The 23554-nt window shown below is 61.6% G+C and carries 22 protein-coding genes; 11 read left to right on the top strand and 11 right to left on the bottom strand.

Annotation, left to right across the window (positions count from 1 at the left end):
- Nucleotides 1–246: 246 nt before the first annotated feature.
- The 5 genes from rluB to ACK59H_RS19755 all read right to left on the bottom strand — a co-directional run bounded on the left by rluB (nucleotide 247) and on the right by ACK59H_RS19755 (nucleotide 4611).
- Nucleotides 247–1317 (bottom strand): 23S rRNA pseudouridine(2605) synthase RluB, encoded by a 1071-nt coding sequence (gene rluB / locus ACK59H_RS19775; protein WP_261743859.1) that lies wholly within the window; start codon nucleotides 1315–1317, stop codon nucleotides 247–249.
- A 200-nt stretch (nucleotides 1318–1517) separates the two neighbouring features.
- The gene (gene scpB, locus ACK59H_RS19770; RefSeq protein ID WP_060480107.1) at nucleotides 1518–2288 is read right to left on the bottom strand and encodes an SMC-Scp complex subunit ScpB; all 771 of its coding nucleotides are present in this window, start codon (nucleotides 2286–2288) and stop codon (nucleotides 1518–1520) included.
- Nucleotides 2275–3033, bottom strand: a complete 759-nt coding sequence (locus ACK59H_RS19765) for a ScpA family protein (RefSeq protein ID WP_196375156.1) — start codon at nucleotides 3031–3033, stop codon at nucleotides 2275–2277. The genes scpB and ACK59H_RS19765 overlap by 14 nt, the downstream gene beginning before the upstream one ends.
- A gap of 74 nt (nucleotides 3034–3107) precedes the next feature.
- Entirely contained in the window at nucleotides 3108–3737 is a 630-nt protein-coding gene (locus ACK59H_RS19760; RefSeq protein WP_060480109.1) for an L-threonylcarbamoyladenylate synthase, read from the bottom strand.
- A gap of 13 nt (nucleotides 3738–3750) precedes the next feature.
- Complete coding sequence (locus tag ACK59H_RS19755; RefSeq protein WP_060480105.1) at nucleotides 3751–4611, bottom strand: PHP domain-containing protein; 861 nt, start codon at nucleotides 4609–4611, stop codon at nucleotides 3751–3753.
- A 67-nt stretch (nucleotides 4612–4678) separates the two neighbouring features.
- On the opposite strand from ACK59H_RS19755, the gene ACK59H_RS19750 reads away from it, so the two are divergent.
- The 5 genes from ACK59H_RS19750 (at nucleotide 4679) to ACK59H_RS19730 (ending at nucleotide 8321) form a co-directional block, all read left to right on the top strand.
- Nucleotides 4679–5272, top strand: coding sequence for a septation protein A (locus ACK59H_RS19750; protein WP_196375155.1), 594 nt, complete (start codon nucleotides 4679–4681; stop codon nucleotides 5270–5272).
- 1 nt (nucleotide 5273) lies between these two features.
- Entirely contained in the window at nucleotides 5274–5573 is a 300-nt protein-coding gene (locus ACK59H_RS19745) for a YciI family protein (protein ID WP_060480103.1), read from the top strand.
- Nucleotides 5574–5704: 131 nt separating this feature from the next.
- Entirely contained in the window at nucleotides 5705–6382 is a 678-nt protein-coding gene (locus ACK59H_RS19740) for a response regulator transcription factor (RefSeq protein ID WP_060480102.1), read from the top strand.
- Nucleotides 6383–6506: 124 nt separating this feature from the next.
- The gene (locus tag ACK59H_RS19735; protein ID WP_060480101.1) at nucleotides 6507–6923 is read left to right on the top strand and encodes a Spy/CpxP family protein refolding chaperone; all 417 of its coding nucleotides are present in this window, start codon (nucleotides 6507–6509) and stop codon (nucleotides 6921–6923) included.
- A 57-nt stretch (nucleotides 6924–6980) separates the two neighbouring features.
- On the top strand, nucleotides 6981–8321 hold the full coding sequence (locus ACK59H_RS19730; RefSeq protein WP_060480100.1) for a HAMP domain-containing sensor histidine kinase: 1341 nt from the start codon (nucleotides 6981–6983) through the stop codon (nucleotides 8319–8321).
- Between the two features lie 141 nt (nucleotides 8322–8462).
- Here the strand turns inward: ACK59H_RS19730 and ACK59H_RS19725 are convergent, their stop codons facing one another.
- The gene (locus ACK59H_RS19725) at nucleotides 8463–9020 is read right to left on the bottom strand and encodes an NAD(P)H nitroreductase (RefSeq protein WP_060480099.1); all 558 of its coding nucleotides are present in this window, start codon (nucleotides 9018–9020) and stop codon (nucleotides 8463–8465) included.
- Nucleotides 9021–9122: 102 nt separating this feature from the next.
- On the opposite strand from ACK59H_RS19725, the gene ACK59H_RS19720 reads away from it, so the two are divergent.
- On the top strand, nucleotides 9123–10577 hold the full coding sequence (locus tag ACK59H_RS19720) for a TrkH family potassium uptake protein (protein ID WP_060480098.1): 1455 nt from the start codon (nucleotides 9123–9125) through the stop codon (nucleotides 10575–10577).
- Here the strand turns inward: ACK59H_RS19720 and ACK59H_RS19715 are convergent.
- Nucleotides 10534–11595, bottom strand: a complete 1062-nt coding sequence (locus tag ACK59H_RS19715; protein ID WP_060480097.1) for an AraC family transcriptional regulator — start codon at nucleotides 11593–11595, stop codon at nucleotides 10534–10536. The two genes, ACK59H_RS19720 and ACK59H_RS19715, sit on opposite strands and share 44 nt — an antisense overlap.
- Before the next feature lie 155 nt (nucleotides 11596–11750).
- Between ACK59H_RS19715 and ACK59H_RS19710 the strand changes: the two genes are divergently transcribed.
- A complete protein-coding gene (locus ACK59H_RS19710) occupies nucleotides 11751–12062 on the top strand; it encodes a DUF962 domain-containing protein (RefSeq protein WP_060480096.1) in 312 nt (103 codons plus the stop codon).
- A 332-nt stretch (nucleotides 12063–12394) separates the two neighbouring features.
- Nucleotides 12395–13285, top strand: coding sequence for a DMT family transporter (locus ACK59H_RS19705; protein ID WP_060480095.1), 891 nt, complete (start codon nucleotides 12395–12397; stop codon nucleotides 13283–13285).
- Here the strand turns inward: ACK59H_RS19705 and ACK59H_RS19700 are convergent, their stop codons facing one another.
- Nucleotides 13286–13567 (bottom strand): SelT/SelW/SelH family protein, encoded by a 282-nt coding sequence (locus ACK59H_RS19700; protein WP_060480094.1) that lies wholly within the window; start codon nucleotides 13565–13567, stop codon nucleotides 13286–13288.
- 68 nt (nucleotides 13568–13635) lie between these two features.
- Between ACK59H_RS19700 and ACK59H_RS19695 the strand changes: the two genes are divergently transcribed.
- A complete protein-coding gene (locus ACK59H_RS19695) occupies nucleotides 13636–15822 on the top strand; it encodes a patatin-like phospholipase family protein (RefSeq protein WP_186478986.1) in 2187 nt (728 codons plus the stop codon).
- A gap of 32 nt (nucleotides 15823–15854) precedes the next feature.
- On the opposite strand, the gene ACK59H_RS19690 is transcribed toward ACK59H_RS19695, so the two are convergent.
- The gene (locus tag ACK59H_RS19690; protein WP_060480092.1) at nucleotides 15855–16292 is read right to left on the bottom strand and encodes a MarR family transcriptional regulator; all 438 of its coding nucleotides are present in this window, start codon (nucleotides 16290–16292) and stop codon (nucleotides 15855–15857) included.
- Between the two features lie 139 nt (nucleotides 16293–16431).
- The gene (gene recQ, locus ACK59H_RS19685; RefSeq protein WP_060480091.1) at nucleotides 16432–18576 is read right to left on the bottom strand and encodes a DNA helicase RecQ; all 2145 of its coding nucleotides are present in this window, start codon (nucleotides 18574–18576) and stop codon (nucleotides 16432–16434) included.
- 244 nt (nucleotides 18577–18820) lie between these two features.
- Between recQ and ACK59H_RS19680 the strand changes: the two genes are divergently transcribed.
- Both ACK59H_RS19680 and ACK59H_RS19675 read left to right on the top strand, forming a co-directional pair.
- The gene (locus tag ACK59H_RS19680) at nucleotides 18821–19408 is read left to right on the top strand and encodes a YecA family protein (protein WP_060480090.1); all 588 of its coding nucleotides are present in this window, start codon (nucleotides 18821–18823) and stop codon (nucleotides 19406–19408) included.
- Nucleotides 19380–19781: a YbaN family protein gene (locus ACK59H_RS19675; RefSeq protein ID WP_371326790.1), complete on the top strand. Its 402-nt coding sequence runs from the start codon at nucleotides 19380–19382 to the stop codon at nucleotides 19779–19781. The genes ACK59H_RS19680 and ACK59H_RS19675 overlap by 29 nt, the downstream gene beginning before the upstream one ends.
- A 91-nt stretch (nucleotides 19782–19872) precedes the next feature.
- Here ACK59H_RS19675 and ACK59H_RS19670 read toward each other — a convergent pair.
- Nucleotides 19873–23554 (bottom strand): type I secretion C-terminal target domain-containing protein (locus tag ACK59H_RS19670; protein ID WP_409264802.1); only part of this gene is annotated, 3682 nt, incomplete at its 5' end.

The following is a 23554-nucleotide window of genomic DNA, read 5'->3' as shown; positions in this document are numbered from 1 at the left end:
CACCAAGGCGTCCGCGCGCAAATCCCGCAGGCATAATTGGCCCGAAACAAACGTAGGAGCGAGCGCAGCTCGCGATGCGCCGCGCGGGCGGCGCTCGATCTCACAGGCGCTAAACGGCTCAAATTGAACCCAAAAAAAATCCGACACCAGACCCCTGGTATCGGATATTTCGACCCCAAGCCCGCACTCAAATGCTTAAGTGAACAGCTTTAGCCCGAGGGCTGGTTTGAGTGCTGCGTGTCGTGATCAACCGCGCGGCTTGCCGCGGCCACGACTGGCTGGCTTGTCACCCTCAGGTTTGCCTGGACGCTTGCGCATCTCGCTCGGGCGCTCAGCCACCGTGCTGCCACGGCTGCCTTTGCGCGGAGCTTCTTCACGGGGCTGACGTGCCGGCCGCTCTGAAGCGCCAGCAGCGCCCTCTTGGGCTGGGCGGAGGCTACGCACACGCTCGTTGCGCCCCATGGGCCGGCTCGACTTGCGCTGCAGACGCTCCAGCTTGTCCTTGGCTTTGAGGTTCAAGGCAGGCAGCGCAACCGGCTGCAGGCCCACTTCAGCGGCCAGGATGTCAATTTCGCCCTGGGTCATTTCACGCCAGCGGCCCATCGGCAGGTCGGAGTTGAGGAATACCGGGCCAAAACGCACGCGCTTCAGGCGGCTTACCACCATGCCCTGAGACTCCCACAGGCGGCGCACTTCACGGTTGCGACCTTCCATCACCACGCAGTGATACCAGTGGTTGAAGCCTTCGCCGCCGGGTGCCTTTTGAATGTCGGTGAATTTTGCCGGGCCATCTTCGAGCATGACGCCCGCCTTCAGGCGATCGATCATTTCGTCGTCGACCTCACCCCGTACGCGCACGGCGTATTCGCGGTCCATCTCATAGGACGGGTGCATCAGGCGGTTGGCCAGCTCGCCGTCGGTGGTGAACAACAGCAGGCCGGTGGTGTTGATGTCCAGGCGGCCGATATTGATCCAGCGACCTTCCTTCGGCCGCGGCAGGCGATCGAACACGGTCGGGCGACCTTCCGGATCGTCGCGGGTGCAGATCTCGCCATCGGGCTTGTTGTACATGATCACCCGGCGCGTGGCCTCAGCGGCCTCTTCGCGCTTGATCAGCTTGCCGTCCACGGTAATGGCGTCATGCAGGTCGACGCGCAGGCCCAGGGTGGCCTCGACGCCGTTGACCTTGATGCGGCCCTGGCTGATCCAGGCTTCGACGTCACGGCGCGAGCCGACGCCAATGCGCGCGAGCACTTTCTGCAGCTTTTCGCCGGCTGGAGGGGTGATTTCGGTAGTTTTCAGGTCTTGCTCACTCATCTGGGCACCTCCCGGTGTAGGAATGAAATCAGGGTTTTGGCAACGAATGCGCCAAAAGGCCGCGCATCATACGCGGTTCGGCGACGGAACGCACTGGAGGGTAGAAGGTTTGGGAAGCTTTACGCATGAATTCTGCCCAATGGCGATGGGCAAGGATTGCTGGCCTTTGCGCGACAAGGCCGGGAGCACAAACTGCGCATTCAAAGCTGCGGCTTGCTTTGTTGCTCAACCGAAACTTCGGGTTCTTCATCGCGAAGGTCAGCGAAATCGGTCTTCAAGCCTTGCTCCATTGCATCGAGCTCCACCAGCAAGCTGCGGAAGCTGGTTTCATCCTTAGGTTCGCTGGCCTGTTCGCCTTCTGCCAGGCTGGCATCGGCCAAAGCCTGCAGATGCGCAGGCACCGGCGCGTCATCGGGGTCGAGCACCGGTGCTGGCTCCATTTCGCGCAATTCGGCCAGCGCAGGCAATTGGTCCAGGCTCTTGAGGTTGAAGTGATCGAGAAACGCCTTGGTGGTGGCGAACATCGCCGGCCGGCCAGGAACCTCGCGGTGGCCGACCACGCGAATCCATCCGCGCTCCATCAAGGTCTTGATGATGTTGCTGTTGACCGCAACGCCTCGCACATCTTCGATCTCACCACGGGTGATGGGCTGGCGGTAGCCAATCAGCGCCAGTGTTTCGAGCAGGGCCCTCGAATAACGCTGTGGGCGCTCCTCCCACAACCGGCCGACCCACGGGGCGAAGTCTTCGCGGATCTGCAAGCGAAAGCCACTGGCGACCTCCTTGAGTTCGAAGGCCCGCCCGGCGCATGACTTCCCTAGCACCTCCAACGCCTTTTTGAACACCTTGGGCTCAGGGCGCTCGGCCTCCTCGAACAGCTCGTACAGGCGCTCGAGCGACTGCGGCTTGCCCGAGGCGAGCAGAAAGGCTTCGATCAGCGACGCCAGGTCGCGCGGTTCATTCAGATTCATCAGGGTCTTCGACAGTCTCGGGGCGCAGCCGCACATGGATCGGCGCGAATGGCTCATTCTGCACCAGTTCGACTAGGGATTCCTTCACCAACTCAAGGATCGCCATGAAGGTCACTACCACCCCCAGCTTACCCTCCTCAGCCCCAAACAGCTCGACGAACGGTACGAAGGCGCCGCCTTTGAGGCGCTCCAGCACATCACTCATGCGCTCGCGAGTGGACAATGTCTCGCGACTGATCTGGTGGCTTTCGAAAAGATCATTACGGCGCATCACCTCAGCCATGGACAACAGCAGCTCTTCCAGGCTGACCTGCGGCAGCAGTTTGCGCACTTTGGCCTGCGGGGCGTCCAGGCACGGCACCACGACTTCACGGCCAACCCGAGGCAGTGCATCGATGCCTTCGGCGGCAGCCTTGAAACGCTCGTATTCCTGCAAGCGGCGGATCAGTTCGGCGCGGGGGTCGCCCTCTTCCTCCTCAATCGCAGCCGAACGCGGCAACAGCATGCGCGACTTGATCTCGGCTAGCATGGCCGCCATTACCAGGTATTCGGCGGCCAGCTCCAGACGCACGCTTTTCATCAGCTCGACGTAGCCCATGTACTGACGGGTGATTTCCGCCACGGGGATGTCGAGGATGTCGATGTTCTGCTTGCGGATCAGGTACAACAGCAAATCAAGCGGGCCTTCGAAGGCTTCAAGGATGACTTCGAGTGCATCTGGGGGGATATACAAATCCACCGGCATTTCAGTCAGCGCTTCGCCATAGACCAAGGCCAACTGCAATTGCTGAGGCGAGGCCTCGGGTGCCTCCACCTGGCTCACGCGTTGACCATGAATGGCGTCGGGTCGCCACAACCTTCGCGGATCAGTTCAGGTTCATCACCGGACAGGTCGATGATGGTCGATGCCTTGAGGTCGCCAAAGCCACCATCGATGACCAAGTCCACATGGTGCTCCAGGCGCTCGCGAATCTCGTAAGGGTCGGTCATCGGCTCGCTGTCACCCGGCAAGATCAGGCTCACGCTCATCAACGGCTCGCCCAGTTCGGCCAACAGCGCCAGGGTGATGGCATGATCCGGCACGCGCAGGCCGATGGTGCGGCGTTTTTCGTGCAGCAGCAGGCGCGGGACCTCGCGGGTGCCATTGAGGATGAAGGTATATGGCCCAGGCACATGGGCCTTGAGCAGACGGAACGTGCCGGTGTCGACTTTGGCATACAACCCTAATTGCGACATGTCGCAGCACATCAGCGTAAAGTTGTGAGTCTTGTCCAGGCCCCGCAGGCGGCGCACACGCTCGATCGCCGCCTTGTCGCCGATCTGGCAACCCAAGGCATAGGCCGAGTCGGTCGGGTAGACCACCACCCCGCCCTTGCGGATGATTTCCACTGCCTGACGGATCAGGCGCGGCTGGGGGTTCTCCGGATGAATCTGGAAAAATTGGCTCACGAAGTCATCCTGTTCAAAGCGCCATAGGCTGTTCATGACTGAATCGACGCCACAGAGGTGGCAGGTCCTCGGGCAATGGCCGATAGGCACCGATCTCGCCCCAGGTGCCGGGGCCGTGGAAATCGCTGCCAGCACTTGCCAGCAGGCCGAACTCACGGGTCAGGATGGACATAGTGCCCACCTGCTCGGCAGGCATCATCCCGTTGACGACTTCAAGTGCCTGCCCTCCTGCCTGAATATAGTCGGCAATCAGGCGCCTGCGCTTGCTGCGCGTCAGTTCGTAATGCATAGGGTGGGCAAGGCTCACCCATGCTTTGGACTGGCGCAGAGTGGCGACAGTTTCTTCGAGGGTTGGCCAATGCTGTTTGACATCGCCCAGTTTGCCGGCGCCCAGCCACTTGCGAAAGGCCTCGCCGCGGTCCTTGGCATGGCCGACACGCACCAGAAATTCGGCGAAATGCGGGCGGGCTGGAGCGTTGGCGCTGTCGCCCAATTCCTGCTGCACGGCTCTGGCCCCCTCGAGGGCGCCTGGCATGCCCTTGGCCGCCAACCGTTTGTCGATTTCTTCGGCGCGAAGCCAGCGCCCCCGGTGCAAGGCCTCGATAGCCTCCAGCAATGGGGGCGCATCGAGCGGAAAATCGTAGCCCAGCACGTGAATGGTCGCACCACCCCAGGTGCACGATAGCTCAACCCCGCTGACCCAGTGCATGCCGTGCGCCGCGCAGGCCTGGCGCGCCTCGGGCAGGCCTTCGAGGGTGTCGTGGTCGGTCAGTGCCAGCGTTTGCACCCCGTGCTCATGGGCCCGGGCGACCAGGTCCGTGGGCGAGAGGGCGCCATCGGAGGCCGTGCTGTGACAGTGCAGATCAACATTCATGGAGGAGCGCTTTCGCTGGAATCGATGTTTGTTATTATGCCGTCACATCCCGATTCTGGCTGCCATTGTGAAACAATTCATCGATTTCATCCCGCTGCTGCTGTTCTTCATCGTCTACAAGCTTGACCCACGGCCTATGGAGGTCGCTGGCCACAGCTTCGAATTCGGCGGTATCTACAGTGCCACAGCGGTACTGATCGTCAGTTCGCTGGTGGTGTACGGTGCCCTGTTCCTGCGCCAGCGCAAGCTGGAGAAAGGCCAGTGGCTTACCCTGATCGCCTGCCTGGTGTTCGGCGGCCTTACATTGACGTTCCATAGCGAAACCTTCCTCAAATGGAAGGCACCGGTGGTCAATTGGCTGTTCGCCCTTGCCTTCGCCGGGAGCCACTTCATCGGCGACCGGGTATTGATCAAGCGCATCATGGGCCATGCGCTGACCCTTCCCGATGCCATCTGGTCACGCCTGAACGTGGCGTGGGTCGTTTTCTTCGTTTTCTGCGGTGCCGCCAACCTGTTCGTAGCCTTTACCTTCCAGGAATTCTGGGTGGACTTCAAAGTCTTTGGCAGCCTCGGCATGACCGTGCTCTTCCTGGTGGCGCAGGGCGTATACCTGTCCCGTCACCTGCACGATGAACCTTCCCCTTCCAAACCCAAGGATTGACATGCTCTACGCCATCATCGCCAGCGACGTCGCGAACTCCCTGGAAAAACGCCTGGCCGCCCGGCCTGCACACATCGAGCGCCTGCAGCAGCTCAAGGCTGAAGGCCGCGTGGTGCTGGCCGGCCCGCACCCGGCCATCGACAGCAACGACCCAGGCGAAGCTGGCTTCAGCGGCAGCCTGATCGTCGCTGAGTTCGACTCCCTCACCGCCGCCCAGGCCTGGGCCGATGCCGACCCGTATATCGCCGCGGGTGTCTACGACAACGTGCTCGTCAAGCCTTTCAAGCAAGTCCTGCCTTGACCTGCACCCGCGTCGCCGGTCAAGCCGGCGGCGTGGCGCATGCGCTGCAATTGCACACTCGTGCTCAGTCTGCGGTATCTTTGCCACTGGCGGACACCGTAGACGCCGTCAATGGTTGAATTGAGTGAGTCATGAGCGAGCTGTTACTGATTGATGATGACCAGGAACTCTGCGAGCTGCTCGGCAGCTGGCTGACCCAGGAGGGGTTTGCGGTACGCGCCTGCCACGATGGCCAGAGCGCGCGCCAGGCGCTTGCCGAACAGGCACCGGCGGCAGTCATACTGGATGTGATGCTGCCCGACGGCAGCGGCCTTGAGCTGCTCAAGCAACTGCGCAGCGAACATGCCGAGCTCCCGGTGCTGATGTTGTCGGCACGGGGCGAACCCCTGGACCGCATTCTGGGCCTTGAACTGGGCGCCGACGACTACCTGGCCAAGCCCTGCGACCCCCGCGAGCTCACCGCCCGCCTGCGTGCCGTGCTGCGCCGCAGCCACCCCACGGCCACCGCTACCCAGTTGGAAATCGGTGACCTTGCCTTCAGCCCGGTGCGCGGCGTGGTCAGCATAGAGGGTCGCGACATGAGCCTGACGCTGTCTGAAAGCCGTATCCTCGAAGCGCTTCTGCGTCAGCCCGGCGAGCCGCTGGACAAGCAGGAACTGGCACAGATAGCCCTGGGCCGCAAGCTGACCCTGTATGACCGCAGCCTGGACATGCATGTGAGCAACCTGCGCAAGAAGGTCGGCCCCCACGCCGACGGGCGCCCAAGGATTGTGGCATTGCGCAGCCGCGGCTACTACTACAGCCTGTAAACCGTCATGGGGCCACCCGCGCCCCATCTTTACCCTGCCTTTACCCTGCACTGACGGCGCTTGACCTTGATCTCCCTAGACTGGGCTCATCCGGTAGCAACCGGCCCATGAAAGGAGAGACACCATGCGCAAGACCCTTATCGCTCTGATGTTCGCCGCCGCCCTGCCGACCGTGGCCATGGCAATGCCTGATGGCGGCCCACGCCACGAAGGCCCGCACCATCGCGGTGACGCAGCCTTTGCGCAACTGGATCTGAGCCGCGATCAACGCCAGCAGATCGGCAAGCTGATGGGCGAGCAAATGCAGAACCGCCGGGCAATCACCGAGCGCTACCTGAACAAGCTGCCAGCAGCCGACCAGAAAGCCATGAAAGACGAGCTCAAGGCCAGCCACGACAAGACTGACAGCCAAGTGCGGGCGCTGCTCAAGCCTGACCAGCAGAAGAAGTTCGACGAACTGCAGAAAGAACGCGAAGCACGCAAAGCTGAATGGAAAGAGTTCCAGGCCTGGAAAGCTGAAAAAGCCGCCAAGGCCCAGTAAGCTGTCCCTCTGTACCCGGCCCGCCCTCCAGCGGGCCGGGCTTTTCTCGTTTAGGAGGTGCTCTTGCGTTCCTTGTTCTGGCGCATCCTGGCCAGCTTCTGGCTGGCCATCGCCTTGGTTGCGGGCCTGTCGATCCTTTTGGGCCACATGCTCAACCAGGACGCCTGGATTCTTAGCCGCCACCCGGGCCTTAAAACCATGGCCAGCCAGTGGGCTCAGCATTATGAGCATGAGGGCCTGGAGTCCGCTCAAGCCTTCCTGGAGCAACGCAAGCAGCGCTACAAGATTGATGTCCAGGTGCTCGACGACAGCGGCGACGCCGTGGTGCCCGGCACCTTCCCGCGCCGCGCCGCCGCCTTCGAGGCCCGTCAGCATAATGACGAGCGGCGCCTACCGTGGCGGCGCTTGACCGAGGAATACACCAGCCCCACTACAGGCGAAACTTACCTGCTGATCTACCGCATCCCGCACCCGGAGCTTGACGCCTGGCACCGCGACAGCCTGCTTTGGCCTTTGAGTGCGCTGGGCATCGCATTGGTCGTGCTGACCTTGTTCAGCCTGCTTGTCACGCTGTCCATCACCCGCCCGCTCAGCCGCCTGCGCGGCGCCGTGCACGACCTCGGCCAGGCCACGTACCAGCAGAACAGCCTGGCTCGCCTGGCCGCGCGGCGAGACGAGTTCGGCGTGCTGGCCACAGACTTCAACAAGATGGGCGCGCGCCTGCAAAGCCTGATCGGCAGCCAGCGCCAACTGTTGCGCGACGTGTCCCACGAGCTGCGTTCGCCCCTGGCGCGCCTGCGCATCGCTTTGGCCCTGGCCGAGCGCGCCGATACCGATCAGCGCCAGGCGCTGTGGCCACGCCTGACCCGTGAGTGTGACCGCCTGGAAGACCTGATCAGCGAGATTTTGACGCTGGCCAGGGTCGATGCCGAGCAAGCCCACGCCGAGCCGGTGGACATCAACGCGCTGCTTGGCAGCGTGCGCAAGGACGCCCAACTCAGCGCCCCGGAACAGGAAGTGAAGCTTGAAGCTCAGCCTGGGCTGACACTGCAAGGCTGGCCGACCCTGATAGAGCGTGCGGTGGACAATCTGCTGCGCAACGCGCTGCGCTTCAACCCTGCCGGGCAACCGATCGAAATCAGCGCCAGGCGCGAGCAGGAGAAAGTCATGCTGAGCGTGCGTGACCATGGCCCGGGGGCTGCTCCGGAGCACCTGGCGCAACTGGGTGAGCCGTTCTTCCGGGCCCCAGGGCAAGAAGCCGCAGGCCATGGGCTGGGCCTTGCGATTGCACGCAAGGCCGCTGAGCGCCATGGCGGCGGCCTGGTATTGGAGAATCACCCCCAAGGCGGGTTCGTGGCCCGTCTGGAGTTGCCGCTAACCGTGACGACTGGCAGTTAAGCGAGGCTGGCCTGGCCGGCCTCTTAGCGGGTGAACCCGCTTGCACGGGTAGAAACGGCCCGACCATATGGCGGTAGCAGCCCAGGCCCAAACCTGCGCAGCCACTGTGCAAGCGGGTTCATGCGCGAAGCTTCCAACCCATCACGCGCCCCAAACGCTCACGAAATCTGCGGTTTCCAGAACCGGCGCCGTGCGCGGCTCGGTCAGCGGAGTACCGACATAGAGGTAACCGATCAATTCTTCGTTCTCGGCCAAGCCCAGGCCTTGATGAACGTGAGCATCGAAGGCCATATCGCCCGTGCGCCACACCGCGCCAATTCCCTGGGCATGGGCCGCAATCAGAATGCCGTGGGCGGCACAACCTGCGGCCAGACGCTGCTCAGACTTTGGAACCTTGAAGTGGTCTTGCAGCTTGGCGATCACCACGATCAACAGCGGCGCGCGCAGCGGCATTGCACGGGCCTTGTCCACCGCAGCCGGGCTCGCATCGCCCTTGTTCTGCAACGCCTGGGCGAACAGTTCACCGAGCTTTTCACGGCCCTGACCTTCAATGGTCAAAAAGCGCCATGGCCGCAGCTGGCCGTGGTCCGGCGCCCTGAGCGCGGCCTGGAACAGCGCCTCGCGCTGCGCCTGATTGGGCGCAGGGTCGGTCAGGCGTGGCACGGAAACACGGTTGAGCAATGCGTCGAGAGCCTCCATCGGCTACCCTCCTGGCAGGTAAATGTGCAGCCATTCTAGCGTTTACATCATCAGGACCATAGGTAGAATGGCGCCCTTCCGTTTCGAGCCCGAGCAGATCACATGGCGTTGCCGACCTTAAGGATCATTGGTTTCATCATCGGCATCTTCCTGATCACCCTGGCCGTCGGCATGGCCGTGCCCATGGCGACCCTGGTGATCTTCGAACGCACCCGCGACATGCCCTCGTTTCTGTGGTCCAGCCTGATTACCTTCATCGCAGGCCTGGCCTTGGTCGTGCAGGGGCGCCCCGAGCACGTTCACCTGCGCCCGCGGGACATGTACCTGTTGACGGTCAGCAGCTGGGTTGTGGTGTGCATTTTCGCCGCGCTGCCATTTCTGCTGACCCAGCACATCAGCTACACCGACGCATTCTTCGAAAGCATGTCCGGCATCACCGCCACTGGCGCAACGGTGCTGAGCGGGCTGGACAACATGTCGCCAGGCATCTTGATGTGGCGTTCGATGCTGCACTGGCTCGGAGGTATCGGCTTTATCGCCATGGCCGTGGCCATTCTGCCGCTGCTGCGCATCGGCGGCATGCGGTTGTTCCAGACCGAGTCGTCCGACCGCTCGGAAAAGGTCATGCCGCGCTCTCATATGGTGGCCAAGTCGATCGTCGGCGTGTACGTGGGCTTCTCGATTCTGGGAGCACTGGCCTTCTGGTGGGCCGGTATGACCCCGTTCGATGCCATCAACCACGCCATGTCTGCCATCTCCACTGGCGGTTTCTCCACCTCCGACCAGTCGCTTGCCAAGTGGGACATCCCAGCGGTGCACTGGGTAGCGGTGGTGGTAATGATCCTCGGCAGCCTGCCCTTCACCCTGTACGTAGCGACCCTGCGCGGCAATCGCCGGGCATTGTTGCGCGACCAGCAGGTTCAGGGCCTGCTGGGCATGCTGGTGGTGACATGGCTGGTGCTCGGCACCTGGTACTGGTACACCACCAACCTGCATTGGCTCGACGCCTTGCGCCACGTCGCGCTCAACGTGACGTCGGTGGTCACAACCACAGGCTTCGCCTTGGGCGACTACAGCCTGTGGGGCAACTTCTCGCTGATGCTGTTCTTCTACCTGGGCTTTGTCGGCGGCTGCTCCGGCTCGACGGCCGGCGGTATCAAGATCTTCCGCTTCCAGGTGGCCTACATTCTGCTCAAGGCCAGCCTCAACCAGCTTATCCACCCGCGTGCAGTGATCAAGCAGAAGTACAACGGTCACCGGTTGGACGAAGAGATCGTGCGCTCGATTCTGACCTTCTCGTTCTTCTTTGCCATCACTATCTGCGTGATGGCATTGTTGCTGTCGCTGCTGGGCGTGGATTGGATGACGGCACTGACCGGTGCTGCCGGCACGGTATCGGGCGTAGGTCCGGGGCTGGGCGAGGTGGTTGGCCCATCTGGTAATTACTCGTCGCTACCAGACGCCGCCAAGTGGATTCTTGCCACCGGCATGTTGCTCGGCCGCCTGGAGATCATCACGGTGCTGGTGTTGTGTATGCCGGCGTTCTGGCGTCACTGACATCACTGGGCTCGGTGCCCAGCCGAGCTCTGTATTCGCTAGGCGTTTCATCGAACCATCGGCGGAACGCCCGGTAGAAGTTGCTCGGGTCGGCAAAGCCGAGCAGGTAGGCAGTTTCCAACAACGTCATGCCTGGTTGCGCCAGATACTGCTCGGCCAGTTCGCGACGAGTGTCGTCGAGCAGGTTCTGAAAGCTTGTCCCTTCTTCCTGCAAACGCCGCTGCAAGGTGCGTTCGGAAAGGTGCAGCGCCCGGGCCAGGGTTTCGCGCTTCGGCTCGCCCTGCGGCAAGATGCGGCACAACACCTGGCGCACCCTGTGGGTAACGCGACTTTCCGAAAAGCGCGCAAGGTATTCACCGGCGAAGCGATCGTGCAGGATCGCCATGGCTTCATTTGCGGTAGGCAGCGGGGCCTCCATGTCGGCCCGCTCGAACAGCAATGCATCGTGGGGCGCGCCGAACACCAAAGGTGAATGAAACGCCACCTTGTATGGCTCGATATCTTTGGGCTGCGGGCCTTGTACCAGCACCCGACGAGGCTGCACGGGCCTGCCGCTCAGCCACTTGCACAACGCCAGGGCACAGGCCAGCGATGCTTCGGCGCTGTGCCGGGTGGGGGGCAGGTGATCGCCATGTACCGTCAGAATCAGCGAGTAGCCTTCAGGACCAAGCGTGAAACTCAGGTCAGAGCTTTCGGCAATGATTCGCTGGTAGCGCACCAACCGCTCGAAGCCTTCGGCCAACGTACGGCTGGACATCAGCGCGTAACCCACCACGTGAAACGAAGCCGGGCGCACTACCCGGGCCATGTTCAGGCCGATGGCTTCATTACCAGAAAGCTCCACCGCCAGCTGCCAGAGGCGGGTCATGGCGTCTTGTGGAAACCGCGCGTCCGGGTCGTCGAGAGCGGCGAAATCCAGCCCCAATTGCTTGAACATGGCCGGGCAGTCGAGCCCTTCGAGCTCCAGCGCCTTGACAATCCCTGATGCCCAGCTGGCGGACGTGGTTCTTTCACTCATGGCAGGCTTCTTTTGCTGACCGCTTCGTGCGGTTACCCCCAAGGATACTCATTTGGCGCCGATTGTCACTGGCTGGCTCCGCCATTCACTCTAGACTCGATTCAGGCTCCACGCTGTGTATCCCGTCTAAAAGTGATAATGCCGGAGTACTGATCATGGCCACCTCTACATCGTTTCGCACCTTCGCCGAGTTCTATCCGTACTATTTGGGCGAACACAGCAACCCCACCTGCCGGCGCCTGCATTTCGTGGGCACCAGCCTGGTGATAGCGCTGCTGGCCTATACGATCGCCAGTGGGAAATGGTTGCTATTGTTGGCAGTGCCGGTCTTCGGCTACGGGTTCGCCTGGGTTGGGCATTTTTGCTACGAGCGGAACAAGCCGGCCACGTTCAAGCACCCCTGGTACAGCCTGATGGGTGACTTCGCCATGTTCCGCGACATCCTCCTCGGGCGCATCAGCCTGTAGCTGATAACCCGGGTCGCTGCCCGCCCCCCTGCACGCCTGGCATCAACGAAGCCACGCGGCTGTTTACTGCCCTGTTGATGCGTGATCAACGCCGGGCATTCCCCACCTGATCAACGCCAACCCCGTGACGCTTTTGCCCTACCCTGCGCAAACAGGCCCTGGGCTGCGATTTTTTTGTGCTTTATGCATCCTTGCCTGCTGCTGGCCAGGCCGCGTGTATCTGGCTCAACAGCGCCAGCAACCTCCCTTCAGAAGTTTTACACTGCGCTGCACCAGCGCTTTGGCAAATGAGGCCACTTAACAGGCTGCCAGAAACGACCCAAGGATTTGCAATGAACCGCCGCACTGCCCTCGCCGCCCTGCACTTCGGTGCGCTGTTCTTCGGTTTGACCGGCGTCTTCGGCAAGCTGGCAGCCAGCGCCAGCCCGGCGGTCATCGTGTTCGGCCGGGCAGCGTTCGCCGTGTTGGCCTTGGCGCTGTTCGCCAGCCTGACCGGGCCGGGTTGGCAACGCCTGAGTGGCCAGGACACACGCCGCCTGCTTTTTGGCGGCATGCTGCTGGCCGGCCACTGGGTCAGCTTTTTCATCGCTGTGAAGGTCGGCGGCGTGGCCATCGCCACACTGGGCTTTGCCAGCTTCCCGGCCTTCACCGTGATACTCGAGGGGCTGTTGTTCCGTGAGCGCATCCGCCGCAACGAAGGCGTGCTGGTGCTATTGGTCAGTATCGGGCTGATTCTGGTTACCCCGTCATTCGACCTGGCCAGCCAAGCCACCGGCGGGCTGCTCTGGGCATTGCTTTCAGGCTTGCTGTTCTCCCTGCTGTCGCTGACCAACCGTGCAGGTTCTGGGCGCTTGCCAGCCGTGCAGGCGGCGCTGTGGCAGAACCTGGTGGTCGGCGTGTGCCTGCTGCCGTTCGCAGGCCCCGGCCTGAGCCAGGTCGCGGGCCGGGACTGGCTGTGGATCGCCTTGCTCGGCGTATTCTGCACAGGTATTGCCCATAGCCTGTTCGTGGCTAGCTTGGCGGTGATCAAGGCGCGCACCGCCGCTGTCGTGTTCGCCATGGAGCCGGTTTACGGTATCGCTGTCGCCTGGGCGATCTTCGCCGAAACGCCAACCCTGCGCATGCTGCTGGGTGGTGCGCTGATCATCTTTGCCATCGTGCTTTCCAGCCGAATGTCCGCCGAACAACCGACCAGACCCAAAGTGCCGGCCCAAGCCCCATGATCAACGGTCGTTATGGCCCAGATGGCGCTGAGGGTCGATCTGGTCGCGCACGCGCTGCTTCAGCACCTTCGCGTCGGGGAAACCACCATCGGCTTTGCGCTCCCAGATCTGCACGCCATCGCACGTGATGCGAAATATCCCGCCGGTAGCCGGCTCCAGCGCCACCCGGCCAATGTCGTCGCTGAAGGTGCTGAGCAACTCCTGGGCAAGCCAGGCTGCGCGCAACAACCACTGGCACTGCGTGCAATATGTGATGACGATTTGCGGCTTGTTGTCAGCCATTGCTGAGATCTCTCCTGGTGAGGGGCCGCTTATACTAGCGGTCTTTCGCCTTCGGTTTGAGACTCACGATGCGCCGCCTGCTGTTATGCCTTTTACTGACCGCCACCGCTCTCACCGTATGGGCCGCCGAGCCTGCGCACCCTAAGATCGGCCTGGTGCTATCTGGCGGCGCCGCTCGCGGTCTGGCCCATATTGGCGTGCTCAAGGCCCTGGAGGAACAGGGCGTGCGCATCGATGCCATCGCCGGCACCAGCATGGGCGCAGTGGTCGGCGGGCTGTACGCGTCGGGCTACAGCGTCCAAGAGCTGGAAACGCTCGCCACCACGCTGGACTGGCAACAGGCCCTGTCGGATGCCCCGCCACGTCGCGATGTGCCATTCCGGCGCAAGCAAGATGACCGCGACTTTCTGGTCAAGCAGAAACTTAGTTTTCGCGACGACGGCAGCCTGGGCCTGCCCCTTGGCGTGATCCAGGGTCAAAACCTAGCGCTGCTGCTGGAAAGCAAGCTGGCGCACACAGCCGACACCCGCGACTTCGACAAGCTGCCGATACCCTTCCGCGCCGTTGCCACCGACATCGCCAGTGGCGAAAAAGTCGTGTTCCGCCGTGGCCACTTGCCCCAGGTGATCCGCGCCAGCATGTCGATCCCGGCCGTGTTCGCGCCTGTCGAACTGGAAGGTCGGCTGTTGGTGGACGGAGGCATGGTGGACAACATTCCGCTCGATGTGGCGCGTGAAATGGGTGTGGATCTGGCGATCGTCGTCGATATTGGTACGCCGCTACGTGACCGTAAGCAACTGGCCACAGTGGTCGACGTGCTCAACCAGTCGATCACCCTGATGACCCGGCGCAATTCCGAAGAACAACTGGCCAATCTGCACCGCGACGACATTCTGATCCAGCCGCAACTGGCCGCCTTCGGTGTCACCGACTTCGGCCGCGCTCAAGACATGATCGATGCCGGCTACAGAGCCACCCGCTTGCTAGGCACACGCCTGGCAGTGTTGCGCCAACCCGATGGGGACGCCAACCTGGCTGTAGCCCGCTCCTCAAGCCAGCGAACGCCGCTGATCACTGCGATCAGAATAGAAAACGACTCCAAGGTCAGCGACGATGTGATCCGCTATTACATCCGCCAGCCGCTCGGCGAACCGCTGGCACTCGACCGTCTGCAGACCGACATGGGCACGCTGTACGGCCTGGACTACTTCGACAGGGTGCAGTACCGCGTGGTGCACAAGGGCCAGGACAACATCCTGGTCATCAATGCGCGAGGCAAGCGCGGTGGCACTGACTATCTGCGTTTAGGCCTTAATCTATCGGATGACCTACGCGGCGACAGTGCCTTCAACCTCGGCGCCAGCTACCGCATGAACGGCATCAATCGGCTGGGCGCCGAATGGCTTACGCGCGCCCAGATCGGCGAACAACAGGAACTTTACAGCGAGTTTTACCAGCCCCTTGACGTCGGGTCGCGCTACTTCGTGGCTCCTTATCTGGACCTGGGCTCTCAGAACATCGAAGCGACCCTGGATAACGACCCGATCGCCGAGTACCGCCTGGAACGCTACGGCTTTGGCCTGAACCTTGGCCGTCAGATCGGCACTTCAGGTGAGGTCCGCCTGGGGCTGGGCAAAGCCTGGGGTAAGGCTGACGTGCGAGTAGGCGAACAAGACCTGCCTTCGGTGAGTTTCAATGAAGGTTTCTACGAGCTCAAATACTCCTTCGACACACTCGACAATGTGTATTTTCCGCACAGTGGCGAAGACATCAGCCTGACCTTGCGCAAGTACGACAAATCCCTGGATTCGGATTACGATTACCGGCAATGGTTGCTGAACGTGGATAAGGCGATCAGCAGTGGCCCGAACACCTTCGTGCTGGGTGGACGCTATGGGCGAACACTCGATGATACCGAAGTGGTGACCTCAAGCTTCGTACTGGGCGGGGCCAGGGAGCTTTCGGGCTTGCGCCAGGACTCGCTTTCGGGGCAGAACGCCAGCCTGCTGCGGGTGGTGTACTACCGGCGCCTGACCCCACGGGCCTACCTGCCACTGGACTTCCCACTGTACCTGGGTGGGTCGCTTGAGAGGGGCCGGGTGTGGAATAACGACAACGCCTTCGACAGCGGCTATATCAATGCGGCAAGCATATTTCTAGGGTTGGAGACGCCGCTGGGCCCGTTGAACCTCAGCTATGGCGCCAACACCGCCCATGAACAGGCGGTGTACCTCAACCTTGGGCATACATTCTAGCCTGCAGGCGCGGCCATGCAGGCCGTCGGGCATCAGGACCTTTCAAGGTTGGCGAGAATCTTGGCATGCACACGCATGCACACTTGCAGGTCCGCCTCGTCCACGCCGGTGAACAGCTCAATGCGCAGGGCATTAGCAATGGTTTCGATCTGTTCGATCAAAGGTTTGGCGGGTGGGCACAGCAGAATCTTCTTCGCCCGCCGATCCTCCAGAACCGCTTGGCGCCGCACCAGGCCTTGTGTTTCCAGGCTATCCAGCAAGCGCGCCAGGGTCGGGCCCTCGACACCGACGCTCTGCGCCAGCTCTCGCTGAGTAGGCGCCTCCTCGAAGCGGGCCAGGTGTAGCAACACCAGCCAGCGCGCCTGGGACAGATTGAGCCCGGCCAAACGGCGGTCCAGTTCGGCACGCCAGCCACGAGACATCTGCGCCAGCTGCATGCCGAAGCGGTGTTGATTGTCGGTCAGGGGCATAAGCAACTCATAGACTTGAACTAATTATTAGCCAGCTAACCATGCCCCATGGCATGAGGCAAGGCTGACCTCTAAAGATACGTGTGAAAATCGTCAAAAAGCATGACAAACGTCAGTATTTGACTGAAATGCCGCCCAATCAGAGTTCGAACTCGGCCGCCAATGCTGCTCGTATGCAATACAGCACACCCTCTGGCACCCGTGCGCCAAACAAGGGGGCAATTGCCGAAACCGGCGGCAGTTCGCCCTCGCCATCGAGGAAAGCATCCTGGACCTCCATCATCAGATCTTGCGGCAGATCAAGCGCCTGCTCAAGGCTCAGCTCCTGGCGGCCAAGGGCTTCGGCCAACAGGCTATACACGTTCTTTTCGCTGCAGTTGAGCTGCCCGGCGATTTGCGCTGGCGTCATACCAGCGCGAGCCAGGCTGACCAATTCATGGCGCAGGTCGAGTACAACCTTAGGCGCTTCGGCAGTACCGCCGGCGCCGTTGAGCACTTCCAGGAAGGCTTGGCCATAGCGCTCCAGCTTGCGCGCCCCCACACCGCTGACCTGAGCCATGTCGCTGAGGCTAGTAGGCTGGCTACGGAGCATTTCCAGCAAGGTGGAATCGGGGAAAATGACATAGGGCGGCACGCTGTGTTCTTCGGCCAACTTGCGCCGCAGGGCGCGTAGAGCCTCCCACAGCTCGCGCTCCTCGGAGCGCACCAGCTGGCTGGCCGGGCTGCCGCCGCTGGAGGAAGTTTTGGCCACGATCTGTGGCTTGAGGTCACGACGCAGCTGCAGGTTCACCTCCCCACGCAGCAGCGGCCGGCAGCGGTCGGACAAGCGCAGGCCGCCATAACCTTCAAGATCGATATCAACCAAGCCGCGCGCCACCAGTTGGCGGAACAGCGAACGCCATTCTGCCTCGGACAAGCCCTTGCCCACACCGAAAACCGAGAGCTTTTCGTGGCCGAAGTTGCGTACCTTTTCAGTGTCCTTGCCCAGCAACACATCGATCAGGTGACCCACCCCATAACGTTGCCCGGTACGGAACACCGCCGACAGTGCCTGGCGAGCAGGCTCGGTGGCGTCCCAGGTCTGGACCTGATCTACGCAGTTGTCGCAATGGCCGCAGGGCTGTTCGAGGGTTTCATCGAAGTAGGCCAGCAACGCCTGGCGCCGGCAGCGGGTTTCTTCACACAGGGCCAGCATGGCGTCAAGCTTGTGCTGCTCGACGCGCTTATGGCGCTCGTCGCCTTCGGAGTTCTGCAGCATCTGCTTGAGCATCACCATGTCCTGCAGACCGTAAGCCATCCAGGCATCGGAGGGCAGCCCATCACGGCCGGCACGCCCGGTTTCCTGGTAGTAGGCCTCCAGCGACTTGGGCAAATCGAGGTGAGCAACGAAACGCACGTTGGGCTTGTCGATGCCCATCCCAAAGGCAATGGTAGCGACCATGATCAGCCCTTCCTCGTTGAGGAACCGATGCTGGTTGGCCGCTCGGGTTTCGGCGGCAAGCCCTGCGTGGTACGGCAATGCCGGGAAGCCTTGATCGCAAAGGAACGCTGCGGTCTCATCGACTTTCTTGCGCGACAGGCAGTAGACGATACCGGCGTTGCCACGGCGCTCGGCGAGGAAGGCCATCAGTTGCTTGCGTGGCGCCTCTTTGGGCACGATACGGTAGAAGATGTTGGGGCGGTCGAAGCTCGACAGGAAGCGCTCGGCGCCCTGCAGGTGCAGGCGCTGGACGATCTCCTCACGGGTGCGCATATCGGCGGTGGCGGTCAGGGCAATGCGCGGTACGTGGGGGAACAACTCGGCCAATTGCCCCAGTTGCAGATATTCGGGGCGGAAGTCATGGCCCCATTGCGAAACGCAGTGGGCTTCGTCAATGGCGAACAGCGAGATGTCCAGCCCGCGCAGAAAATCCAGCATCCGCGGCTGAACCAGGCGCTCTGGCGCCAAGTACAGCATCTTCACCTCGCCCCGGCGCAGACGCCCGGCCAGATCACGCTGTTGCTCGGGGCTCAGGGTTGAATTCAGCGCTGCAGCGGGAACGCCGAGTTCGTCCAATGTGGCGACTTGGTCATCCATCAACGCGATCAGTGGCGACACCACCACCGTGAGGCCCGGACGCAGCAGGCCCGGCACCTGGAAGCACAGCGACTTGCCGCCACCGGTAGGCATCAGTACCAAGGCATCGCCGCCATTGGCCACGCATTCGATGATCGCTGCCTGGCGCCCACGGAAACTGTCGTAACCGAAGATATCCTTGAGAACGCGCTGAGCCTGTTCGAGCATGTGCAACTCCAGAAATCGCCGTACCACCCTGGACACAGGCTGGACGAAAAACCCGCTCCGCACACGCAAGAAGCGTAAGCGGCTTTTACCAAGGGCCGGTAAATCTCGCCCTTGGATGAAAAACGGCGGAGTATACCGCAGTGCTGACCCTTACAGGATGCCCGGTGACAGACGTTCCCTTTGCCCCGCCGCCGCCGCAAGGTGCTAGAATTCACTATCGTTTATTCCCCAAGGTAGCCCTGTAATGTCCTTCGCCGAGCAACTGACCCGCCTGCAAGCCTTCCTCGACGCCGACGAGCTGCACGAAGAAGCGCTGGACTACGTCGCCGCACACGGCTACCTGACCGCGCTGTCGATCTGTTCCGAGGATGTTCCCGAACGTGAATGGATCAACGCGCTGTTCGCTGAAGAGCCTCACTACGCCAGCGATGCGCAGCGCACCGAGATCGAGGCGACCCTGGCAGCCCTCAAAGGCCACATCGCCCGCCAACTGGCAAGCGACGAGGAATTCGACCTGCCCTGCGACCTGGACCTGACCGACGAGCCGGACGACTCCGACCTGCGCGGCTGGTGCATCGGCTTCATGGAGGGTGTATTCCTGCGTGAAGAAGCCTGGTTCGAAAATGCCGAGGAAGAAGTCAGCGAGATGCTGCTGCCGATCATGGTCGGGTCCGGCCTGTTCGACGAACAGCCCGAGTTCGCCGACATCGCCAGCAATGCCAACCTGCAGGACGATATGATCGTGCAGATCCCTGAAGCGTTGAGCGCGCTGTTCCTGCTGCTGCACGCACCTGAAGAGAAGCCTGCACTGCTCAAGCCGCGCCATCACTGAGTCGACCGTGCGCTACCTGCTGCTGGCGCTGGGCTGGCTCAGTGTTGCGCTGGGGGTGCTGGGCATCTTTCTGCCGGTGTTGCCCACCACCCCGTTTCTGCTGTTGGCGGCTGCTTGCTTCGCACGCAGTTCGCCGCGCTTTCATGAGTGGCTGGTCAACCACCCCAAGCTCGGGCCATGGATTCGTGATTACCTCAATGGTGAAGGCATTCCGCTCAAGGGCAAGGTTTACGCCATCGGGCTGATGTGGGCCAGCATCGGTCTATCCTGCTACCTGGTGCCGTTGTTCTGGGCAAGAATTTTCATGCTGACCAGTGCCGTGCTGGTCAGCGTGTATATCCTCAAGCAGAAAACCCTGCGCAGGCCCTTTTGAGGCATTGCCTGAGCTCACGCCTTGGCGCGTGAGTCCGCAGGGTGCTGTGCCGCGGTTGAAGCAGCACAGCACCTGTGTGAGCAGGTGAGCATCACACCGTATCGACCTTCAACGAATGATCATTGATCATGCCGGTGATGATCGTCGCCGTATCCGGCCCCGCTGAAATCACCCCGCCCGCCCCTGCCGTCACGCCGTAATGCTGGGCCAGGTCGACGCCTGCCAAGTCGATGGTCTGGGTGGCTGCCGCCCCGGCTACACTGCTGACTTCGATGGTGGAAACCACCGCGTTGCCGCTACCACTGACCCTGAAGTGCAGATAGTCGTCCAGGGAAGCGGCAGTGGCATTCTCGCCCTGCAGCAGCTGCGAAAGATCCAGGTGATCACTGCCTGGCGTGAAGTCAGTGACCGTGTCATGCCCGCTGTCACCCTTCTGCCAGACGAAGGTGTCATTGCCGTTGCCACCCGTCATGACATCGTTGCCAGGCCCACCAACAAGGATGTCATTGCCGTCACCACCCTTGAGTACATCGTTGCCGCGGCCTCCGTTGAGGGTATTGTCGCCGGCATCGCCGATCAAAGTGTCGTTGTAGTCTGAACCGATCAGGTTCTCGATGCCGGTCAAGGTGTCGACACCGGCAGCACCGGTATCTTGAGGGCCGCTCAGGCTCAGGTCGACAGTCACCCCGGCAGTGGCCGAGGCATAGCTGGCGGTATCGTTGCCCGCCCCGCCATCAAGCAGGTCGTTGCCAAGGCCGCCGATCAGCAGGTCATTGCCATTGCCGCCATGCAGGGTGTCATTGCCCGCGCCCCCCACCAACACATCGTTGCCTTCCCCACCATTAAGCAGAGCATTGGCGTTGCTAGCCATCAGCACATCATCGCCTGGAGTGCCGTCGAGTATGCTGCCGGCATGGTAGGTGATGTCCACCGCGCCAGTTGCATTACCCCCGTGGCCATCGGTAAGCGCGTAGCTGGCCTGGTGCACGTCGTTCACAGCATTGCTGTAGTCGACCACCATGCTCAATTTGTAGCTCTCGGCGGCTTTGCTGTTGTCTGATGGGTTGATCTGATTGACCACATGGATGCTGTAGATGCCGTCATGGCTGGCCGTAAAACTGCCGCCGTCGGCAAGCGGCTGGTAGCTGCCGTTGGCATCCTTCCACTCAAGGCTCAGGTTGCCGTCGGGGCGATCATGGTCAACCTGCAAGGTTTCGCCCTTGCGCAGGCTCACGGTGATCACATCCTCACTGTTGGCGTTGCTACTAGTGATAGCACCAAGGTACCCGAGCACCACCAGCGCCGCACTCATGCTGCCAGCGGCACTGGTGAAAGCGCTGCGTTCCAGGGCTTTGAACTGATTGCTGAACGAGTTGGCATGGGCATCGAAGGTGATGGTCGGGATGCCACTGCCCAGGCTGAAGCCTGTACCCTTGTCGGCAAAGCCGGTGTTGACGGTGATGGGGGAAGCACTCAGGCGGTCGTTGTCGGCATCCTGGTCATTGGCCAGCAATACTTCGGACGGCACGGTCAGATTGGCGCCAGTGATATTGGTAATGATGTGGTCGGCGACCGCTACCGGTGCATGATTGCCATCGATACGCACGACGAGGCTGGCACTGCTGGTATCGCCGTCGCTGTCACTGACGGTGAAGCCGAAGCGCTCGGCCTGGCTACTGTCGCTGCCCTTGGGCGGCGTGTAGGTGTACTCGCCGCTATCCATGTTCACCAGCAGGCTGCCGCCCATACTGGTCTTGATGGCCAGGGTATTGGCAGTGGTATCGAAGCTGGCCTGGTCGGCGCCGCCGCTGGCCTGATAGCCACCCTGCCCTGCATTGGCTTTGGGGTCGTAGGTGTAGGTTGTCCCGTCCACCAGCAGGGCCTTGATGAAGCCGCCATCGGCACCGAAGGTGCCACCACTGAGCAAACTGCCGGTGATCGGTGAGCCTTGCACAGTGCCCGAGAGCACATCATCGAGTTGGTTGAGGTTGGTCACTATCACCGAATCAGTGTCGGTGTGAGTACTGCCGTCGTAGGCCAATGGATTGAGGTTGCCCGCATTGATGTCTCGGCCAAGACCTACGGCGTAGGACTTGATGCCATTACTGTCGAGGAAGCTTTCCCAGCTGGCCTCGCGTGCGCCAGTTATCGCGTGCCCGAAGGTCGGTTCGCCATCGGAGAAGAAGTAGCTGACATTCTGCGCGCCGGCCAGCTTGCCACCCTGGGCAAAGGCTGTCTGGGCTGCGCTAGCTGCACTGTCATAATAGGTCGAACCCCCTGCGTGCAGTCCATTGACGATGGTCTTGGCCACATCGATGCTGACCCATTCGGCTGCCTGTACCTGCGCGCCGCTGCCGAAGGTGACGATCTGCACTTTGATGTCACCCATGTCATCGTATTTATCGAGCAATGCAGCAATGGCCTGCTTGGCCGCTTCCAACCGGGTCATGCCCGGTACGCCGGAGGCAGCCGCCATGCTGCTGGACACATCGATGACCAGCAGCACGTTGGAGTCCACCTGACCGGGGGTGATGCTGCGCTCGGCGCACACCGCCTTGGGCACATCGTCGACGATGGTGATGGCGATGTTGCTGGTGATGCTATGGCCCAGCGAATCGGTGGCTTTGTAGGTGAAATATTCAACTGCTGAATCAGCGCCAGGTGTGTTGGCAGGTGAGGTAAGTGTGTAGGTATAGCTGCCGTCGGGGTGGATGCTGATCTGCCCGTATTGGCCGACCGCATTGCCCACCAAGCTGAAGGTCAGGGCCCCCACAGCATTGGCAACCGAACCTACCAGGCTGCCACTGGCCGTTTCCCCGGTCGAACTCGGGTCGCTGCCAGTAACGCTGCCTGCGGCCAAATCATTCCCATCCTCGTGCAGGTCCAGAGCTTTTTCGTACACCGTGACATCACGATCCGTGCAGGCTTCGAGCCTTGGGTCATGCACATTGATGGCCAGGGTCGTGGTGCTTTCGTCTCCATCGGCATCGCGAATGGTGTAAACGAAGGTGTCGACGGCATCGCGCGCAGAGACCACATCTGGGTTCGAGTGATAGACCGCGTTGCCTTTCTCATCGATCGACAGGTAACCGTATTGGCCATTCACCTGAGTATTTAACTGGCCGATGGCCGATGTGGACGTGTCACTGCCCGCCCGTACACCCACCACGTAGTTGCCGTCACTGCGCACATCGGCGCCGACCACGTCGTTGTAGAGCACGTTGCCGCGCACTTCGTCGCCTTTGTACACGCTGACCTCATCGCTATGTGCTTGTGGCACGTCGTCGACGATGGATATGACAAGGGTGCTCGTGGCCGAATGGCCATAGGCGTCCTGTACCTGATAGGTAAAGGACTCTGTGACAGTGTTGGCGCCGTCGTTGGTATGAACCGGGGAGCTTGCCGGGGACGTCAAGGTGTAGGTGTAGCTGCCATCTGCATTGAGCTGAATCTGTCCATATTGACCAACGGCGCTTCCCACCAGGCTGTAAGACAACGCACCGATGCCGCCGCTGGCCAAACCGGCCAGGCTGCCAGAGGCTGTTTCCAGGGGCGATGCCGGGTCGCTGCCAGTGACCGTACCTGCGGCGAGATCGCTGCCATCTTTGTTCAGGTCCAAAGCATTTTCGAACACAGTGGCTGTGCCGTCCATGCACACTTCGATTCGGGGGTCATGCACGTTGATAGTCAGGGTCGTAGTGCTTTCATCGCCACCGGCATCGCGGATGGTGTAGACGAAGGTGTCGACGGCATCGCGCGCAGAGACCACATCC

The organism is Pseudomonas sp. KCJK9000 (assembly GCF_046230725.1).
Taxonomy (GTDB): Bacteria; Pseudomonadota; Gammaproteobacteria; order Pseudomonadales; family Pseudomonadaceae; genus Aquipseudomonas; species Aquipseudomonas promysalinigenes.
The sequence above is the reverse complement of the archived record's forward strand: the minus strand, read 5'-3'. Positions and strand labels throughout refer to the sequence as shown.

What these genes read in the sequence shown, in the direction of transcription:
- ACK59H_RS19725 (WP_060480099.1), bottom strand. Translation starts at nt 9,020, where the DNA reads ATGGAGGCTCTCGACGCATTGCTCAACCGTGTTTCCGTGCCACGCCTG.
- ACK59H_RS19700 (WP_060480094.1), bottom strand. Translation starts at nt 13,567, where the DNA reads ATGGCTGACAACAAGCCGCAAATCGTCATCACATATTGCACGCAGTGC.
- ACK59H_RS19745 (WP_060480103.1), top strand. Translation starts at nt 5,274, where the DNA reads ATGCTCTACGCCATCATCGCCAGCGACGTCGCGAACTCCCTGGAAAAA.
- ACK59H_RS19690 (WP_060480092.1), bottom strand. Translation starts at nt 16,292, where the DNA reads ATGCCCCTGACCGACAATCAACACCGCTTCGGCATGCAGCTGGCGCAG.
- ACK59H_RS19680 (WP_060480090.1), top strand. Translation starts at nt 18,821, where the DNA reads ATGTCCTTCGCCGAGCAACTGACCCGCCTGCAAGCCTTCCTCGACGCC.
- ACK59H_RS19735 (WP_060480101.1), top strand. Translation starts at nt 6,507, where the DNA reads ATGCGCAAGACCCTTATCGCTCTGATGTTCGCCGCCGCCCTGCCGACC.
- ACK59H_RS19705 (WP_060480095.1), top strand. Translation starts at nt 12,395, where the DNA reads ATGAACCGCCGCACTGCCCTCGCCGCCCTGCACTTCGGTGCGCTGTTC.
- ACK59H_RS19695 (WP_186478986.1), top strand. Translation starts at nt 13,636, where the DNA reads ATGCGCCGCCTGCTGTTATGCCTTTTACTGACCGCCACCGCTCTCACC.
- rluB (WP_261743859.1), bottom strand. Translation starts at nt 1,317, where the DNA reads ATGAGTGAGCAAGACCTGAAAACTACCGAAATCACCCCTCCAGCCGGC.
- ACK59H_RS19720 (WP_060480098.1), top strand. Translation starts at nt 9,123, where the DNA reads ATGGCGTTGCCGACCTTAAGGATCATTGGTTTCATCATCGGCATCTTC.
- ACK59H_RS19755 (WP_060480105.1), bottom strand. Translation starts at nt 4,611, where the DNA reads ATGAATGTTGATCTGCACTGTCACAGCACGGCCTCCGATGGCGCCCTC.
- ACK59H_RS19715 (WP_060480097.1), bottom strand. Translation starts at nt 11,595, where the DNA reads ATGAGTGAAAGAACCACGTCCGCCAGCTGGGCATCAGGGATTGTCAAG.
- recQ (WP_060480091.1), bottom strand. Translation starts at nt 18,576, where the DNA reads ATGCTCGAACAGGCTCAGCGCGTTCTCAAGGATATCTTCGGTTACGAC.
- scpB (WP_060480107.1), bottom strand. Translation starts at nt 2,288, where the DNA reads ATGAATCTGAATGAACCGCGCGACCTGGCGTCGCTGATCGAAGCCTTT.
- ACK59H_RS19765 (WP_196375156.1), bottom strand. Translation starts at nt 3,033, where the DNA reads ATGCCGGTGGATTTGTATATCCCCCCAGATGCACTCGAAGTCATCCTT.
- ACK59H_RS19740 (WP_060480102.1), top strand. Translation starts at nt 5,705, where the DNA reads ATGAGCGAGCTGTTACTGATTGATGATGACCAGGAACTCTGCGAGCTG.
- ACK59H_RS19710 (WP_060480096.1), top strand. Translation starts at nt 11,751, where the DNA reads ATGGCCACCTCTACATCGTTTCGCACCTTCGCCGAGTTCTATCCGTAC.